General features: G+C 52.9%; 13 protein-coding genes and 2 pseudogenes. 7 read left to right on the forward strand and 8 right to left on the reverse strand.

Annotation, left to right across the window (positions count from 1 at the left end):
• Positions 1 to 165: 165 nt before the first annotated feature.
• From RHM58_RS12625 to RHM58_RS12645, 5 genes and pseudogenes are all read right to left on the reverse strand, one after another.
• A complete protein-coding gene (locus tag RHM58_RS12625; RefSeq protein WP_322270838.1) occupies positions 166 to 627 on the reverse strand; it encodes a cysteine hydrolase family protein in 462 nt (153 codons plus the stop codon).
• A gap of 1,200 nt (positions 628 to 1,827) precedes the next feature.
• Positions 1,828 to 2,034 (reverse strand): hypothetical protein, encoded by a 207-nt coding sequence (locus RHM58_RS12630; RefSeq protein WP_322270511.1) that lies wholly within the window; start codon positions 2,032 to 2,034, stop codon positions 1,828 to 1,830.
• An 8-nt stretch (positions 2,035 to 2,042) separates the two neighbouring features.
• Positions 2,043 to 2,696, reverse strand: a pseudogene (locus tag RHM58_RS12635) (SDH family Clp fold serine proteinase); the annotation flags it as partial.
• A 548-nt stretch (positions 2,697 to 3,244) separates the two neighbouring features.
• Positions 3,245 to 3,886 (reverse strand): hypothetical protein, encoded by a 642-nt coding sequence (locus tag RHM58_RS12640; protein WP_322270512.1) that lies wholly within the window; start codon positions 3,884 to 3,886, stop codon positions 3,245 to 3,247.
• Positions 3,887 to 3,891: 5 nt separating this feature from the next.
• Positions 3,892 to 4,923 (reverse strand): ImmA/IrrE family metallo-endopeptidase, encoded by a 1,032-nt coding sequence (locus tag RHM58_RS12645; RefSeq protein WP_322270513.1) that lies wholly within the window; start codon positions 4,921 to 4,923, stop codon positions 3,892 to 3,894.
• Between the two features lie 459 nt (positions 4,924 to 5,382).
• Here RHM58_RS12645 and RHM58_RS12650 point away from each other — a divergent pair, with 459 nt between their 5' ends.
• Positions 5,383 to 5,970, forward strand: a complete 588-nt coding sequence (locus RHM58_RS12650; RefSeq protein WP_322270514.1) for a sce7726 family protein — start codon at positions 5,383 to 5,385, stop codon at positions 5,968 to 5,970.
• Here RHM58_RS12650 and RHM58_RS12655 read toward each other — a convergent pair.
• Positions 5,954 to 6,976, reverse strand: a complete 1,023-nt coding sequence (locus RHM58_RS12655; RefSeq protein ID WP_322270515.1) for a beta family protein — start codon at positions 6,974 to 6,976, stop codon at positions 5,954 to 5,956. The genes RHM58_RS12650 and RHM58_RS12655 overlap by 17 nt on opposite strands.
• Positions 6,977 to 7,174: 198 nt before the next feature.
• Entirely contained in the window at positions 7,175 to 7,795 is a 621-nt protein-coding gene (locus tag RHM58_RS12660) for a hypothetical protein (protein WP_322270516.1), read from the reverse strand.
• A 447-nt stretch (positions 7,796 to 8,242) separates the two neighbouring features.
• Here RHM58_RS12660 and RHM58_RS12665 point away from each other — a divergent pair, with 447 nt between their 5' ends.
• Both RHM58_RS12665 and RHM58_RS12670 read left to right on the forward strand, forming a co-directional pair.
• Positions 8,243 to 11,887 (forward strand): AAA family ATPase, encoded by a 3,645-nt coding sequence (locus RHM58_RS12665; RefSeq protein ID WP_322270839.1) that lies wholly within the window; start codon positions 8,243 to 8,245, stop codon positions 11,885 to 11,887.
• Positions 11,888 to 11,969: 82 nt separating this feature from the next.
• On the forward strand, positions 11,970 to 12,623 hold the full coding sequence (locus tag RHM58_RS12670; protein WP_322270517.1) for a hypothetical protein: 654 nt from the start codon (positions 11,970 to 11,972) through the stop codon (positions 12,621 to 12,623).
• A 132-nt stretch (positions 12,624 to 12,755) separates the two neighbouring features.
• Here the strand turns inward: RHM58_RS12670 and RHM58_RS12675 are convergent, their stop codons facing one another.
• Complete coding sequence (locus tag RHM58_RS12675; protein WP_322270518.1) at positions 12,756 to 13,253, reverse strand: hypothetical protein; 498 nt, start codon at positions 13,251 to 13,253, stop codon at positions 12,756 to 12,758.
• Positions 13,254 to 14,815: 1,562 nt separating this feature from the next.
• Between RHM58_RS12675 and RHM58_RS12680 the strand changes: the two genes are divergently transcribed.
• From RHM58_RS12680 to RHM58_RS12695, 4 genes and pseudogenes are all read left to right on the forward strand, one after another.
• Positions 14,816 to 16,222: a YfjI family protein gene (locus RHM58_RS12680; RefSeq protein WP_322270519.1), complete on the forward strand. Its 1,407-nt coding sequence runs from the start codon at positions 14,816 to 14,818 to the stop codon at positions 16,220 to 16,222.
• Complete coding sequence (locus tag RHM58_RS12685; RefSeq protein WP_322270520.1) at positions 16,209 to 16,562, forward strand: hypothetical protein; 354 nt, start codon at positions 16,209 to 16,211, stop codon at positions 16,560 to 16,562. Before RHM58_RS12680 ends, RHM58_RS12685 begins: the two co-directional genes overlap by 14 nt.
• Positions 16,546 to 17,524 (forward strand): annotated as a pseudogene (locus RHM58_RS12690) (integrase domain-containing protein). The gene RHM58_RS12685 and the pseudogene RHM58_RS12690 overlap by 17 nt, the downstream one beginning before the upstream one ends.
• Positions 17,521 to 17,838 carry a hypothetical protein gene (locus tag RHM58_RS12695; protein ID WP_322270521.1) on the forward strand — a complete coding sequence of 106 codons (318 nt, stop codon included), beginning with the start codon at positions 17,521 to 17,523 and terminating at the stop codon, positions 17,836 to 17,838. Before RHM58_RS12690 ends, RHM58_RS12695 begins: the two are co-directional and overlap by 4 nt.
• Positions 17,839 to 17,945: the final 107 nt, after the last annotated feature.

The following is a 17,945-nucleotide window of genomic DNA, read 5'->3' on the forward strand; positions in this document are numbered from 1 at the left end:
GGCGTGAGGTGTAATTCCTACGAGTTTTGGCGGTTGATGGTGAGGCGCGCGACGCCTCAAAGCTTGTCCACCCGCTCAGTACAGCGTGCGGTTAATTTTAAGTCCTCGCGCTCACGCAGAATATTGGGGAGCGGCAAGGGCAACACCACTCAAGCGTAGAGCCGACTACAGCTCACTCAATGTTAGTGTCTCTTTGAGATGATGCTCCCAAAGCCGCACTCCTAAGCCGCCCGTTCGATCCAGCGATGACCCTACCGTCAAATCCGTAATCAACGTCGGCTGCAACCCCGCATCGAACAACGCAAACCCAGCCGCCAAACAGCAGGTCTCGGTTTGTAGCCCGCAGACCAGCACCCGATCCACCTTCAGGCTTTTCAAATACTCGATGGTTTCCGGCGTCGGTGCGTAACCGCGCTTGATGAACATCCGATCAGCCTGGATCAGGCTGTCGTCGTCCGGTGCCGGGTGCCAGCCGAGTTGTTTCTGGAACGGAGTTTTGGATTCGTCATGGCGTTCGACGGTGGCGACGCTGGGGAGGGTGCCGATCAATTTCTGGATGCCGTCGATGAGCCATTGGGGTGGGGCGAAGCTGGGTTGGATGTCGATGATAAGGAGGGCTTGGTGCATGGGCTTCTCCGGGAAAGGTTGCGGCAACGGAAGCATTTTTGATCGCAGGTATTTTTGCATCGGTCGGGCCGGCCTCTTCGCGAGCAAGCCCGCTCCCACAGGGATAGCGGTGGGAAGTGGTTTGTCATACACCAGATGCAACAAAACCCGCACTTGGCGGGTTTTGTCTTGCTTCGTATTTGGTGGGCCGGGGTAATCTGAATTTGTTAATTAAGTTGTTGATTTATATAGTTAATATCGGTTTTAGTTTTTGGCTGGAATACCAATTGGAATGCCGTGCGAAATTGGCCACCCGTCTGCATTCGATCTGACCAGCACACCTCGTAACCATGGTTGGCAGTTAACTGCGTGAGTCCGCCGACGCCGAATTGACCCAGTTGCCGAGATTTCACTGACCCAGTCTGATTCCCGGCGAATAATTGTCTGTGCTGAATTTGTGCAGGTTTGGAGATGGGTCAGCCTTGCCTCGGCACGTGGGTGATTTCGGCGTTGGCGTCAACAGTAAGTAAGAGATATTGGGTGATGACCTACATTTTAGGTCGAGAAAATTAACATGCTCCCTACATATCCTGTAAGTAGGTCAGTAGGAAACAGATCATGTGCAGACAAGATCAGCATAGGTTCGACCGCCGGAATCGCACGCGCCCGGCAGCCTAGCCTTACACTTTCGCCAAAACGACGGCGGCGATGAGACCCAGCACAACAGCGGTTACTGGGTCGAGTCCAAACGTACAAAGTACTTTGACTACGCCACCGAGCGCCGCGAGGCGCCCAGGTAAAGCTGCTGAACCAGCCTGAATAGCAACACCCATAGGATGCCCTCCTCGAAGCTGTTCTCCCAGTCTCATAAAGCAGTTGGCAAGGAGGTTCAGACTATCTCTGCCTATTTCCTTTTTCCGCTCGCGCGGTGTTTCCAGGGAGGACGGCGGCAGCTACCCAACTGGCCGGTTGCAGCTCGACGATGACTCGTCGAATAGCTGGCGTTCAGATAGTGGCGTGACAATATCACTGACAAGGCTGTTTCGCCATCACCGCCACGCTAATGAATTGTCATATGCGATACGGACATAGAGGGCTGAATTCGCTCTGAAGTGCCAAGAGTGCAAGAGGATTTCACCGCTAACCTGCAATGATTGTCTAAAAAAAGCCCCACAAATGAGCGGGGCTTTTAGGTGAGAGAAAATAGAGGATGGATCAAAGTCATGGAGAGTCAGCGAAATCGAGAGCCGCTGGAGCAGGCGCGAGGGATCCAGCCAAGGCTACCCCGTAAGGTTCTGGCTGCACAATGCCGTCGCGGACAAGCTGCTCAAACCGCTCGAAGTGACTGATCAGCTCTTCGCGTTCAGTTGCCGACCGCGTTTTCATTTCGCGTCCAAGTGTTTGATTTAACATGCTTTCGATATCCATGAGAGCTCCTATTTAACTTGGTGATGGATGAGAACCGGAACTCTCCGTTTCTCAAGGAAATCCGTAAGGAGGCCTGAATAGGCGCGCAGATTCTCGCGTAAAGTAAGATCGTTCGTATAGTCCTCAACCTCTAGTTTAAGACCGCTGGTCAAAGTTTTGATTCCAATCATTCGCCCATGAGAGTGCCAATGCTTGTTATCGCTAAGATCGCGGGCAATTTGCTCTGCGCGATCGGCTTTTTCTGCGGGAGTAACGGGCGTGCCAGGGTTGTTCGTTCTATGGGTAACCCAGTCTTTGAATTTGAACTGGACCAGCCATTCCTTCAGAAGGCTGATGGAAAGATCACGGGCCTGTTCGTAACGCCGAAGAGTAGCCAGATCCAAACGCTGGAGCATGATGAGCTCTGCATCGCTTAGTTTTCTAGTGGTGGAAATGTTGATCAATTCGTTGACTTTGTCGAGGTAGCCTAAAGCTGGTACAAGGTACCCATCTGGGTTTTGTACTTGAGGATCAACGGGGCCGAGAGATGAAGCATAATCCATATAGATTCGATCGCCCGACATACAGAAAATCGTGCCAGCCGACATGGCCATCGTTGGAACGATAAAAAATACTTCTCCGAAAAAAGTACGAATCACTTCGACCATTTTTTCCACGGTCTCAACGGTTCCTCCCCTGTCGTCAAAACGACCACCAACCGATCAGGTTGCTCAAAAGCAGGGTCTTGCTTCGTTCGCCCATTGGCAATGCTTTCAATCGCTGTGACGAAGGATTCTTGAACGCCTGGGTGAATTTGTCCAACGTACGCGACTACGGGGCACTGGAAGTGTGCCTGCACGTTTTTACAGTAGAAATCCAGCGCCATTTCTATATGGGAATCTAGCGTCTTCATAACGTTCCTAAAGGCTCTTTGCCATCTGCTCAGAGCGTAGCAACGCGTAGGGACATTACAAATCACTGGAAGGAAAATACGAACCGGAGAAGCGATCGACGCTGTCATTAAGCTGGCATAACGGAGCCAAAACCACCCATTCAGGCACAAAAAAGGCACTCGATAAACACTAAGCGCCTGATTTATATAGCTTATTGTTTTTGTTTGGAATACCGGTTTGAATAAGATTTACACTTGAGCAACTGTTTTACCCAATCTGATTCAGCAGGGCGTTCGAGTTCATTCAGTCCTCCGTCTCAAGATTGACCAGCAAGTCGTTCAGAATGGGTGAGGATCTGAAAAAGACCGGTATTTCCCATTTGTGGAACGTCTCAGATCTCCCAGATAGCTCTCGAGCGCCTGTGTGACTGCTTGCTGCGAATTTGCAGCGGAGCTTCCGAACGCCATCCGCATAGATATATCCACATCACTTCGAGCCCTGACCCGATCCGAGATCAGCTCGAACGGATAGCGCCTTAAAATCAGCAGTACTGCTTCTTCGAGGCAGATCAGCCGAGGCCATAGCGCGTCTACCACTGGATACCCCTCAATACCGGATAAGGCGATGTACGCCCGCTTATCCCCGCTTACCATCTTGTCGTCATTGCCTTGTGAGAGGGCTGCGAACAGAACAGCCTCGCCAGAATCGATATCTGGACGGTCCATTTGAAGCAGGTTGTTAGCGGCGTCGGGTGTTAGATTGATCTCCACAGCAGCACAAATTAACGCTTGTGCGAGCAAGACCGCTTCTCGACTGCCTAGTTTTTTGAGCGCTTTCTGGTCGTGCTGAATGGCTAACTGAAATTTTAGCTGGGGAAGTACCGCGAAGTCTCTGAAGCTGCAATCAAGGGATTCAGCAAACTCATCCAGTAGCAGATATTGGCAGAGCTTTCGGGCTGCATCACTGTCGAGTAGATACAAGTGCTTTACTCGTGAAAGCCTTGAATGATCAAGGCGTGCTCACGATTCTCGTCGCTGAGACGCTGAAGATCTGTATTGGCTAAAAACCTTTCCTCAATCACTTCCAGCGCATTGGTTTGTGAGCGGCTGTAGCCGAGTGCCATATTTGCCCGCATCCAGTCATCATGAGTCTTTGCATAGGAGAGGATGAGGTGGCCAGGATCAATGCCGAGTTCACGGCCACGTAAAGCAGCAGTTGAAGCCAGCGCTACCGCGGAGTCGGCACGAATCGCCACAGTCGTGTCGCTGTGGCAATTACGGATCAGCAATAGTGCAAACGTATCCGCTTGTTTCTCTTCTGCGTCCTTACGTCCAAATTTTGAGCCCGCTAAGGTATCAGTTACCTCAATGAGATCCTCGTCGATAAGCACGCTATCTCCATTCACATGCTCGCAAAGGATATGGCCGAGCTCATGGGCGAGAACAAAGAGCTGGCGGGAGTGCTGACCATGCTGCAGACCGAGCACGATAGCTGGCCGCCCCTCGATGCTCAGAGCCATCCCAGTTATTCGCTTGCTGGTTTTCGGGAGGCTACTCAAGAAGAGTACCGGTATTCCGGACATCCAGCACAGATCGAGCAGGCCAGCGAAGTCGACGTAATCTCTACCCGAAATGGCCAAGATTTTTTCGCGAACGGCCCGAGGATCGGTCGGTAACTGGGAATACGGCTGTTTGGTGCAGAACAGGGCCAGTTTGCTCAGGGCAACTCCCAAACTGGCAGCCACATTCAACTCGGCTTCACGAGTATCGCTGCGATGCTTGAAGCGGGAATGGGCGGGCTCCGCATCTATGACTAGGCCGCCGCCGGTATCGATATGCACATTCAGACCTAATCGCTGCTTGAGGATGAGCGCGAATTGCATAACACCCGCTGCAGACTTAAAAAGGCTGTTGTCCCACCATTCGGGGAGCAGCTTTTCCACGTAGGCTCGGGGATAACCTGCGGCTTTTAGTGTTTCAAAAGCTGCCTTAGCTGACATAGGAGTTGTATCTTGCATCACACCCTCCTTTGCTCAGGTATGCTTCATTTCCGTATACAGGCTTCGGTATGGGGGAAAAGCAGGTCAGCTAGGCGCCGTGCATGCTTGTCTGTGCTCTCCGCTCATCAAAACTCCTACGCTCTGCGGGGCCGAGAAGTCTCATTCAGCTCAATATTTGCGTGATGAATGAAGCGTCCTGCTTTCACGCCTTCGCCTGTTGAGTAGGATCAGACGGGGTGTGGACTGCCCATTCCTATACCGTTGACGATGTCTACGCTGGTGGTAAGGCATTGGCCTGCGAAGGTGCGTCGGAATTCAATTGCCATCTGTCAACGGGTTTAGCGCTTTTCCAAGCGCATAACCTAGCATTTTTTTATAAAGTCCTGAAGCGGATATTATTCCCCTGGCTTGGACAGCTTTGATATAAAATTTTACGTTGCCCAGGATGGCCATAGACACTACGTAAGAGCATCAACAATGCGTGAAACCGAGATCAAGCGAGCCCTAACTACCCACCTCGGATCAACCCAGGCCTGCATGGCCAACCTTTTCTTGGAAGAGTTGGAACTCAATGGTGGAGAGGTCCGAGCAGACTTGGTGGATGTGCACGAGATGCACTGCTATGAGATCAAAAGCGAAACGGATTCGCTGAGGCGCTTGATCGGTCAAGGTTCCCGGTATGCGCGCGTTTTTGACCGCATTACGTTGGTTACCGCAGAGCGTCACTTAAAAAAGGCCCTCCCACTTCTTCCTTTGTGGTGGGGCATCATGGTGGTTCCCGGCACAGAGGAAGGTGCGTTTAAAATGATTCGTGCCGCCAAGCCTAATAAGCGACATGAGCCCCAGGTTCTGGCCAGTCTGTTGAAGCGGGACGAGGCGTTGAGGCTACTGGGTGACCTGGGGTTGGTCCGAGGGTGGAAGAGCAAAAGCCTATACCTAATCCACGCGCATCTCGCAGACATGCTTAGTGTGGAAGAGCTACGCACCCAAGTTCGGAGCTACCTGATTCGCAGAGCGGAAGGTATCGAGCACTTTGAGCCAGACCTGTTCAATACTGTTCTGTGATCACCACCGCAATGTGGTGAATCCAGCCTTCAGTGACGTGATAGGTACCAGCCTTCTTTTGGCGAGCAGGAGTGGATTTATCCGCTCTCACTGCGATCATGTGATCTCCTGTTGAGTAGCGCTTTCCCTTGAAGCTATCTTCGTAGACTGTCAAAAACAGAACCGATAACTCTTCGGAGTGCTTCTTACTGTTGCCATCAGCACGCAGTACGAGCCAGTCGTCAGGGCGAGCGTAGCGTATAGCAACCCAGCCCCCACGTTTTGTTAGCGTCTCCTCCGTCCATTCCGGTGATATCACCCCATAGTCGGAATAGCCGATCACCAGGTCCTCCGCGTTATCCTGAATATTCTTCCAGAGTTGCCAGTCCCTTCGGTCAAACTCCCCGACCTGAACTTTCGCTAGTGAAATAGGAAAGGCTCCCGAGGCAAGGTGCAGACTTAGCAGCCCTTCGTGTTGCATCTCGCGCAGGACTCCTGTGAGCCGATCAGTATCCTTACGTGTCCACTCTCTTGGAGTGATGCCCAAGTCAACAATCAGCCGGACCGAAACCCCTAGTTTTTTAGCTAGGCTCAGCGATTTCTTTGCTTGCTCGAGAACGCCTGCTGCCTCTCCGAGCCCTGGAGCACGGACTCGTAGCGCGATGACCTGAAATGGCTTCAGCGCCTGCTGAAGCGTATCAGACAGCTCAGTCATGTCTCTGGAATCGACTACGGGCGTGACAGGATAACTATGAGCACCTGCGTGTCGGAGAAAAGCATCAAACTCTACCATTCGGGCGCTTGAGAGCCGGCCCTCAGGGTCTGCATAGTCGATCAGTGCAGGGTGTCTCCAATACTTGCCCAGGCCCTGCATAAGATCGAAGTGTTGAGTCGTTTTACGGACCTCGATGCAGGGGAGAGTGGCCTCGACGAATCGATCATCCAGACCTTGAAGAGCATACTGCTCAAATTGTTGCCACTTAATAATCGGCATGTATTGAGGATGTTGCGGATGCCTAGCAGTCATATCCTTCCCTGGGCTGGCCAAATGCTATATCAGTATCACATAAATCGTGCGTGGTTTTTCCTCCTTGCTCTACCTGCGTGTTGGTATAGGTAACATCTTCTGTACCGGGGAGGGCATTCAGCTAGTCGTTTTGTACTCAAGTCATTGAGGGCGCAGCCCTTGGAAAATCCCAGCGCTCTGAAACGCGCGTTGTAGCTTTCAGGTAATGCGAATAGCAAAATACACTGGTCTCAAACGCCAATTGTGCGAATGAAAGCCGAAACGGGGTTGAGGGTACATATCGGCGATCCCAGGCAGCGTAGCCATAATGTCCGTTGCTTCTTTCCAGTCGAACGTTAGGCCCTCCAATACACGCGCCTGAATTGTCGCTCGCTCTGCTGGCTGAATCTGGCCGCAGAACCGCTCAAGCTGTAGGTTCTCGTTAACGTCACAGATGAAGTTTTGATCCTCTCTACGCGGCAACTCGGTAATGTCAAACCAGAGCGACTGAGCGCGGGCTTGATCAAAAATATTGTTAGTCAGCGAAATGCCGCAAAAGGTTGGGACGCCCATCAGTGCTGCTTGGTGAGACACCCAGAAAAATCTCTCGTATATCGTTCCGTGAATTCGACGAGATCCAACCTTATCTATTTTCGGTCTCCGAGCGAAGAACGCGACTAAGCGAAAGCTTTCACCTGTCATAGACTCAAGACCTAAAAGGGTATTTTCACGTCGCCCAGAGAAGGCGATAGGAACCACGGTCCCCAATGGTGCGAGTAGCTCAGCAAACTTCGGGACTAGCGCGTATTCGGCAGTTTTATCTGAATAAAAACCCGTCAAATTATCCTCCTGATAACCATGCATTACATCAATGGGCGAGGGTTTGTGTCAGCAAGAGTGATGCAGGGCTTCGCTCGATGATAGGTCGTTGTGTGCTGTCTGTGATAGCTTTCTGATACTGATACTCCGCTGAGGACCGCACCGATGTTTAAAAGCAAAGGTATGGAAATTTGGCTTGAAACTGCATCGCGTGATAGACCTTTTTTATGGCGACTGTGGTCACTCCTCTGATGCAAGGTCTTTCATTAATGCACTCCTTAGGTAACCAATGAGTCTTGCCGGTGTTCGTTCAAATCGAGGGGATAGCTATCAGACACTGATCGCTATGCGATGGGCTATAACGATTCTCTCTGACGCCGAGTACCAATGGCTGGAGGTTGATTCCACTCGTTGGTTAGTGGATGACGTGGTTATCGGAAAGGCCGATGGATCGATCATTTGCTGTCAGTGCAAAAAAATCAGCCTGATTTCAAGCCGTGGACAGTTGTCGATCTTTCAAGTGAGCTTGAAAAGGCGTCCCGTCTATTAGCGGGGGATTTGAACGCAGAGGTGCGTTTCTATTCGCGGGGTACGTTCGGTCTCGTGGCTAAGCTGCGAGAGCATTGTGCAACGCAGCCCGATGAGAAGAGCTACCTAGACAGCCTTACAGCGGAGCATGCGACAACTGATGCCTCTTTGGGCCGTACCTTCAACACCACCGTATCGCTTACTACCTATGATTTCTTAGGCCGCACTACCTTCCACAACACAGATGATTTCAGTGATCTTGAAGGGGCCTTGCTAGAGCGGCTGCGTCTTCTGGCAACCAATGTGCAGACTGCCTACGACACCCTTTGGCACCGTCTCGATCAACTGGGCTCGCGGCTGCCCTCGGTCGGCTCAAAGGCGGCGTCTGTTCAGCATCGATTGACGAGGGAGGACCTCGTTGCGCTGCTTAAACAATCAGGGTCAATGCTTGCGCCGCATATGGACGAGTCTGAAATTCGCGCCTCGCTTAACGACGTATCTGCTATTGGACGGAATTGGCGGCGCGAAACAGGTGGAAGGCGGCTTCCAAGCCATGTCGTTGATGATTTACTTTCTGCTATTCACAATAAGAAGCGCTCTATCCTGCTCACTGGGCTGCCAGGATCGGGAAAAACGTGCGCCCTTCTAGCTGTGCAAGAAGCACTGGAACTCCGAGCCAAATGTGATAGCTCATTAGTGTCTTTGTTCATCCAGTCTCGAGAGTTTGCTGACCTTGCGACTGCACAGGATCGCCAGGCTCAGGGTTTATGCGAAGACTGGGTGGAAAAGGTTGCTCGTCTTGCTGACAAAGCTCACGTTGTCATTGTTGTTGATTCGCTCGATGTACTGTCAATCTCGCGCGAGCACGCGGCACTAACGTATTTCTTGGCACAAATCGACAGGCTATTGTTGATCGAGAACGTGACCGTACTGACGGCCTGCCGTGATTTTGACCGTCGCTACGACCGTCGTCTGGCAGCGCGAGTGTGGGAGTGTGAGCTGGCTTGCCAACCTTTGGATTGGGACTGCGAAGTGCTGCCGTTGCTTCAGTCACTTGATATTGATACTGCAGGAATAGACGTCTCAACGCGCGCACTCATTCAAAATCATCGGGAACTCGCGATCTTCATCGAGCTTGCGCAGTTGGAGGGCGGGTTTAGTGTTGTGACTAGCCAGGCGCTGGCGCAGCGTTACCTGGATACATTGGTTCGTGCAGACGCGAGATTGGGCGATGTAGCGCTTGAAGCAATAGAGTCAGTCGCGGACGAGATGCTTCGTACTCGCAGCCTCACTATCCCTGCTCAGCGATTCGGTGGGTTGCAAAGTGTCTTGCGTGTACTGCTCAGTCACAACGTGCTACATCAAGCTTTGGACGGCCGGGTGGGGTTTGGCCACCAGACTTTGCTTGATGTGCTAGTGATCAGCTCAGCCATTCGAAGGGGAGTGACATTGAACGGGTTTATCCTGAGCTCGTCACCTGCGCCATTCATTAGGCCGAGTATTCGAAGTTTCGTAGCGCAGTTGGCTGTCGGTGATCGTCGGGTGTTTCGAACTCAGTTGCGCGCTGTTCTTATGGGGAAGTGCTCATTCCATGTGCGTCGCCTGGTGGCGGAATCATTCGCTGATCGACCGCCCCACAATGATGACTGGCCGCTACTTCGTGATCTCCGTAGAGATTGTAATGATGTGTTTCAGGTCATCTATTTGCAAGGCAAGGCGGTTGAGTGGGGCGAGTTCTGGTTTACGCATTTAGTACCTGTGCTGAGGGCTGAGCGGGACCAAGAAGCGCTGATGATGCATCTGCACAGATCTTCAGTGTGGGTCAATCAGACTCCATTATTGGTCTTGCCATTCTGGACCGAACTGCTTGAGGCCGACTGGATGGATCAAGGCCTTGTTGCAAGCAGGCTGGGGTACTTGCTGTCCGATGTAGCGCCTGAACATGCAATTCTTACCGTGAAGTTGGTGGAGGCGCTTCTTCGTATACCTGTGCATGAGCATAGCCACCTTGGGCGATCCATCGCGCGTTGCATCGCCGTCGGTCTCTTATCAGATGAGGTGCTGTGGACGTTTGTTACCGGTGGAGTTACTGAGGATGACGTGCGTGATCTTCACCATATTGGCGCAAAGCTTAGGTGGCAAGATTATGAGTTCGGTGATCAATGCAAGCATTACATTGCCGAGCGTATGAAATCCTCCGTAGAGCTATTGAATCTTGCAATTCATTCTATAGAAGATTGGAGCCGATTCAGAATATCTGAAATTGGAGAGTGGGCAGCTGACAGCTCGGGATTCTTGCGGAGTACTTCGTATAGGGCTATTCGCACCCAAGACGATTTCCAGCATGTAGAGGCAGATAGCCTACTTATGAGCGCAATTGAAGCGGCTGTGCTCAACCATGCTTCACTTGATTCAGAATGGTGGCGAGGCAATCGTGAACGGCTCTGTCTCAGCCATGAGGGGGCGTTGCGCTATTTTGGAATACTCGCGTGCAAAGAGGCCCCGTCTCACAATGCCGATCTTTCAGTACGATTGTTCTGTGATCAGTCTCTGGAGGATTCCGAGTTTCTCTACGAGCTTGGTTGTCTTGCCAAGGTTGTGTTTGTTCATTTTGATTCGAGCCAACAGGACACTGTGAACGCGGCAGTATTCGCTATTGCTGAGTGTGATGACCAAGACGAGCGAGAGATCTTATGGAGGCGAAGTGTTCAGGCGCGGCTTATTGCATGTATTCCATGTCATTTGCGTCCGATAAACGCTCAGTTGCTACTTGAAGAAGTAATTGAGCGCGAGGGAATCTTCAATAATGCGCCGCCAATTCGGGCTTGGAGTGGGATGGTTTCAGCGCCTTTCCCATATAGCGTATTCCTCGAAACGAGTAACCGTGGAGTACTGCGGCTCCTAAAGCACTACGCCGGATACGAGCGTGCGTTTGAAGAACACTTGATCGGCGGTAAGGATGAAGTTGCCTCGATGCTTCGAGAGGCAGCGTCTCGTGATCCAGATCGCTTTTTGGGAATTATGTTGGAAAGTTGGGATGACATTGCACCACTTTTTCGCGACGCAATCATGAGCGGATCTGGTAATTGCTTAGCTCATCTTCACGGCAATTTGCGGTCTGAGAGTTCCTGGGTGCCATTTGTCGCTGTAGATGGACCTACGTTGGCAGGAAAGATCATTCACGAGCTTGGTTACAATGCAAAATATTGGGGACAGAACCGCGCTGCGTCGAACGCTCTGAACGCATGTGCTCATGTGATTGAGGACGTCGACCAGGTTCAACGCCTGGTTAGTTTGGGGGCGGAATTTTTGAAGATGCGTGAGGAGGTGTCTATCAGTGGTGATGGGGTCGACCATCTTGATGTTGGGATCAACATGGCTCGTGGGCATATTGCCGAGGCGCTGGTGATTCTGGCTACTAACTTGCTGGAGGATGGTACACCGCTGCCTGACGCATTACTGCGACTTTTGTTCGATTTTGCTGATGAGGGAGATCCGGCTATAGCCGCTGTGATTATTCGGCGCTTGGCGTACCTGCAGAGTTTGGACTCCAACGTGGGCTGGATTTGTTCGATCGCTGCATGAAAGGCAGCACGTCTGGGCTGTGGGGAGGGGCGGAGCCATGTCTCTATTACGCTTACCATAATGATTTTGAGCGCGTTTCGAAATGGTTGCGGCGTCTTCGCTTGGAGGGGTTGGTGAGGATCTCGAGACCTGGGGAAGAATATCCGCTTTAGCCGCCTTACCTCATCACGGTCGTACTTCCGAGCTAATGATTGAGTTGTCTGCAATAAATGAAGTTTCTGCATGGCATGGAGCTTCAGCCGTCTGGGCGAACGCCCAGAACTTCGGCAGGTATCGTACCCAATGTATTGCGGGTCTTGAATATGGCTTGTCCGTCGGTTCGCAAGTCAGCGCTGTCGTGCAGCGAATGAGCCAGCTGTTTCGTAGTGATGTGACGGGCGTACCTTCTGATCTCATCCGTTGCTATTTCGCCTCTCGTGAGGCGAGTAGCGATGGCGCCAATGCATATATCTATGGTCTAGATGAATGGTTAAGCGCCACTGCGCAGCGAGATCCCGCGGAAGCTCTTACGGTCTTCGAACTGTACCTTGACTATGTGCGAGAGAAAGGCGCACACATGTACGACTATGGTGGAAATTTCACTCAGTTACTTACCCGACTGTTTGCAGAAGCGGAAGAATGGGAAGAAACCGATGGAGGAGCGATGCTTCAGCGTGTCGTTTCGGTGCAGGACGAATTGTTGTCTCGTGGAGTTTCAGGTGTCAGTGATTGGCTTGCGGCAGCTGAGCGACCTTGAAACAATGTGGTCACCTGACGTTTACGGTGGCTGTAGGATATATAAGGACGATAATTTGATCGTGCGGAATACATAGTAAGCCGCGATCGTTAGTCCTGTCTGGTCAGTGGGGCGAAAAATCTGAGTGTGTTCTTACATGGGTGGAGAAATATCCGATAGTATTTCATAGGCGTCATGAAGTTTTTCAAGGAAGTCTTCCGCTAGCTCTGGTAGACCGCTGATATAAATATCCCTACTGATGATTTTGAATAAGCTATAATTGGGTAGGCTGCCAATTCGCCCTGTGGATACTGGGCTAAACGGCCTGCTGCTGATTATTCTTGTGTTGAGATTCTTGTCTTCAATGATGTTGTACTGGTCAGCTGTTATATCTATTGCTGTTTCCTGGAGCTCCAACCAATAGTGAGATATAGTATCATTTCCGTAGTGGTCAGTGGCCACTCCTAATACGCCATAAACTGCGATTGTCGGCCATTTTTTTAGAAAGTGGAAAGTAAGTATTAAAGAAGATAGCTTGCAGTTCATGGCAGGAAAGTCTTTTGTAACCAGTGGAGTTGTTTCTTTGTCGCATAACTCCAGTGCGCGTCTGATTTTTTCTGCTTCGGCTACTATATAATTGACATCTGGCACGATAATGACTCTATGTACCTAGTGATTAGGTAGGGGGCTTCATGTTGTCCCGGTGAATGATTTGAGAGCTGTTAGATGCTCTTACCTCTACCGGGCGACGACGGCCCCATTCCACGATTTTGTTGATGGCTACAGCAGCGCCTATCTTCTCGAATGGTGCGATGGCGCGACCTCGAACAGAGCCGTTACTGGATGGTGAACATAGCAGCTAAACGACTACAAAGGGTGGATTCAAGTCATACGATGGGCCTATCCGAACACCATGGGGCAATGAATTCCGCCCGCTGATTGAGGACGGCGTTCGATGCGCTGAGACCTGGCTCGATGGCTCATCATTTCCCCTCTGATGGGCACTGGCGCAAAACCGAAAACATCATCGTCCAGGTGATCCGCAGGTGGCATTTGAAGCAGGCTTTCTGCTGCGGTTGCAGCAGACGCTGATCATACGGCGTGAAGCCGTCACCTCCCAATCAACCAGCTTTGATGCTTGAGTCTGTTATTGACGTTTGAGACGTTGCTTTTCCCGCCAAACCCTCCGATCCAGCGATCTTTGATCGCGCCGATCGGAGGGTTCATTCGCTTTTTCTCGCAGCCACCGCGTCCCACCCTCTCATTTCATATCTGATTGCCGCTACGCCTTCCTTCCCCGTCAGTAATTGGCTCATGATCTCTATCGGGTACAACATAGCCTCAGTGTCAGAGCAGATCTTTTCGTGGGGTATGAATGTAGGTGTGGCGACACCGGCGACACCGGCGACAACACACGTAGAACATGGTCTGGAGCATGGCGACAAAAGTGGCGACAGTCGCCACTTGTTGAGCGCTGTTGGCCGCGATGCTTGACCGCCTTTTCGAGTGGGTATAAAAATTGGCGCACGGATCGCTGTCGTTGACAGCACCAGCCCAGGTAGCCAGAACCTTTAAGGCTACGCCACTTGCGTGGTGGTTCTTCCCTAAGTGCGATTAGCGTCCGGCGGCTCGCACGGTCACTCCCCAAAAGTGATGGATGCCTACTCGACTTATCTGTCCACTGCGGCAGACGATGGACCTACCTCGCTGCGCTGCAGCAACCTCACCTTTCGACGCAATTCTCTGCGCCAGACTGCGCCCGTCTCTTTCTCCTGGAAAGAGACGGGCGCTCGTACCATTGCTGCAAGCCACGTCCTACAGGGCATTGCTGCAACTCTCCTCGTGACAATCGGCCTGACAAATACGATTCGTCGCCATCCGCAATGGCGCTAGCACCGGTGCCGCAGCCCATGTAAGTGCTGCACCTGACTGACAGTCAGGCATGCCTCAGGTGTCTAGGTCTTTGCCTTCTCCCACCCAGGATCTCTAGGTGCCGAACTCGTCAGTCGGCACAGCCTCCACCCGCCCGCATCTTCGGATGCGTCTAAGGAGGCCAGATTCATGGGTTCATGCCCTTGCTCCCGGTCGTAAGGAGCCGTGCGTTCCGCGTCAGTGAACACCTCACAGGTCGCAGGGGCCTTGATCCCTGATAACACTCAACAGCTGTGGCGGGACTACGTGAGGACAACCAGCAATGAACGAGGAGAGGGCTCATGCCGCAGTTAGATCCGAAGTTTGAACTACCACGACCACCTCGACCGCTGATTGAGTCGAATCCCGTGGCCCAGCCTTATCCGGTGCAGGCACTGGGTGGGATTCTTGGGCCTGCGGTGGAGCGCATGGCGGAGGTCATCGGCGTGCCCCAGGCGCTGGCCGCGCAATCGGTGTTGGCGGCCTCGGCGCTGGCCACACAAGGCCATGCGGGCTTACATCTCGACGGGCGCAGTTATCCGCTGTCGCTGTACCTGATCACCGTGGCCGCGTCAGGGGATCGCAAGACGGCGACAGATCGATTTGCCTTGCTGCCAGCACGGCAATGGGAGCGTGAGCAGTGGCAGCGTTACCGCGAACAGCTTGTACGGCACCGTGCCGCACAGCGGCAGGCGCAGCGTATCAAGCCTGGCGATCCTGAGTCCGCGAACGGAATGTCGCTCGAAGCGGAGCCCTCAGCCCCTAGGCTGATCACCACGGACCCGACTATCGAGGCCCTGATCAAGGGGCTCTGTCATGACCTGCCTAGCATGGGTTTGTTCTGTGATGAGGGTGGACAATTCCTCGGCAGCAGCACCATGAGTCGGGATAACCGTTTGAAAGCGGTTACGACCTTGTCGTCACTCTGGGATGGCAGTCCGATAGATCGCGCGCGCTCCATGGTTGGTGAAAGCTTGCGAGCTTATGACCGACGCTTGAGCCTGCACCTGATGCTGCAACCGTATTTAGCCATGCAATTACTCAGTGATCCGTTGCTGCAGGGGCAAGGCATTCTCGGTCGCTGTCTGATGACCTGGCCCTCCAGCCTGGCAGGACAGCGCAGTTATCAGGCTGTCGACTTGTCGAAAGATGGCGCCCTAAAGCGCTATCACCATCGCCTCTCTGCCCTTTTTCATCAGCCTTGGTCACTGTCTCCTGATGGTGCTTTGCAGTTATCACCGCTAACCCTTTGTCCGTTAGCCCGCCGTCGCTGGATTGATTTGCATGATGCCATCGAAGCTCAGCTGGGTGAGTTTGGTGAGCTGGCCAGCGTACGGCCCAGCGGATCGAAGGCCGCCGATAACCTGCTGCGCGTCGCCTGCATTCTGGCAGTTGTGGAGGAGAGCAGCGTCGTGGAGGTCGACCATATCCAACGGGCCTCGGCCTTAGTTGGCTACTACCTCACCGAGATCCAGCGTCTGACTGAGCAGGAGCCAGTGTGTCGAATTAAGGAGGAGGCGGACCGGCTGCTGCGCTGGCTCCAGGTCAAAGATTGGAAGCGCTTCAGTATTCGTGAACTGAATCGCAATGGTCCCCGCTTTGCCCGTAAGAGCAGTCGCCATGCCACCAAGCTGTTAGTCGAGTTGCTTGACCATCAGTGGCTGATCACCGACGGCCACACCTTCGAGGTGCGCCATGTTCAATCTTGATGAAGCACTGCGCAACCACCTAGCTCAACGCCAAAAGGTGCCGAAAGCGCGGTTTGTCGCCGCGAGTGTCGCCACTTTGTCGCCCCGCTCAAAGCCAGGCAGGACAAGGGATGTCGCCGCTGTCGCCGATGTCGCCACCCTCCGTAAAACTATCACCTCGACGACAGCCATTATCCAGTGGTTAGAAGAGGAGGGTGCGCATCTCTACGTCACCGACAACACGCTGTGTTTTCGCCCGACTGATTGGGCCCAGTTCGCTATCGTGAGTGTGCACTGGAGAGCCCTTTTGCATGATCTCGCGGCAGTCGATCAGGAGCAGGAAAATGGCTCGGTTCGGTAAGCGAGCGGGGCGTAATTTTGGCTTTGGTCGCCAGCTCAGCTATGCCGGACCGCAAGCACTGAAGGATCTATTTGGCGACGGCCATTTTGCTACCGTCAAAGCCCATAGCGATCGGTGGCAGGCTTTCGTGAATTGGTGTCGTTCCGAGGAAGGGCCGAGGCTGAATGACGCGCGACTGATCGACCGTGACATCCTCATGGGGTACGCCGCTTATGTTCGTAAGCAGGTTGATCAGGGCAGCGTCGGCATTGCCACCGCGCAGAACCGACTGTCCAGCGTGAACCGAACGATGGCCGCGCTGCGCGGTGATCAGTACGTCAAAATCCCCAGTCCGAGTAAGGCGCTAGGCCTACAGCGTTCAAGCGTTCGTAGTGAGGCACCGCAAGGCCAAGACCGTGTGCAGGTCAGGCTGATTGCGCAAACTCTGTCAGAGCGACAGCAATCGAGAGTGAGTGCCATTGTGTTCTTAGCTCGGGAGACCGGCATGCGGCTGCGTGAAGCGATCTTGGCGGACCTGCCACGGCTGCAACGAGAGGCTCAACGACTGGGCAAGATCAATATCCAGGATGGCACCAAGGGGGCGGGCAGGTGCATCAGCGCCGCGTTGGATCGCAGTCACGGATCAAGTTCGCGATGCCCTCGATAGGGCCACGGAAGCGTCACCCAAGGGCAGTCGGAATCTGTTAGCACCTGATGAAAGCTACAAAGACTTCTCACAGGCAGTTGTTCGACCTGCTCGGGACATTCTGCATGAGCATGGATTGAAAGGCTTTCATGAGCTGCGAGCGGCTTACGCCTGTGAGCGCTATGAGCAACTGACCGGCTTCTCTGCACCCATTAATGGCGGCCGTGGTTATCGAGAGGATCGAGCACTCGATCAGCGTGCACGACAGCAGATCAGCCATGAGTTGGGGCATAACCGCATCGATGTGGTGAGTGCCTACATCGGAGGTCGGCGATGAAGGCCGAGTTCGATATGATGTTGTTTCTGAGTCCTGTGCTCAAAGGTGCGCACGCTACGCGGCAGCGGCACATCAGGCAGGCAGAAACGATGCGAGAGGTAATTCGTGAGCGCTGGAGTTGCGCAACTCCTTGGTCCTGGAGGGACAAACACGTGAGATGGTTTCTGGAGCACTATCTGCGTTGTTCAGCACCAGGGACCGTTTACTACTACGGATTAACAGCGAGGTTAATCCGCTGCAGAAAGGCGCAACTCAGTAAGCGGACAGTGCGTCTATCTTGCGTCTTATCTAGTCGTTTGTTGCTCCAGAGCTAGACGAGGCAGCACCGTCATCAGTCGCGATAGAACAGCTTGAGATCAGGCGAAAGATACCTGAGTAAAGCAAACGTCAGAGTACAGGCTTGCGCCTGATTCGCATGGCG

The sequence above is a fragment of the Pseudomonas sp. 10S4 genome, assembly GCF_034344865.1.
In the GTDB taxonomy this organism is placed as follows: domain Bacteria; phylum Pseudomonadota; class Gammaproteobacteria; order Pseudomonadales; family Pseudomonadaceae; genus Aquipseudomonas.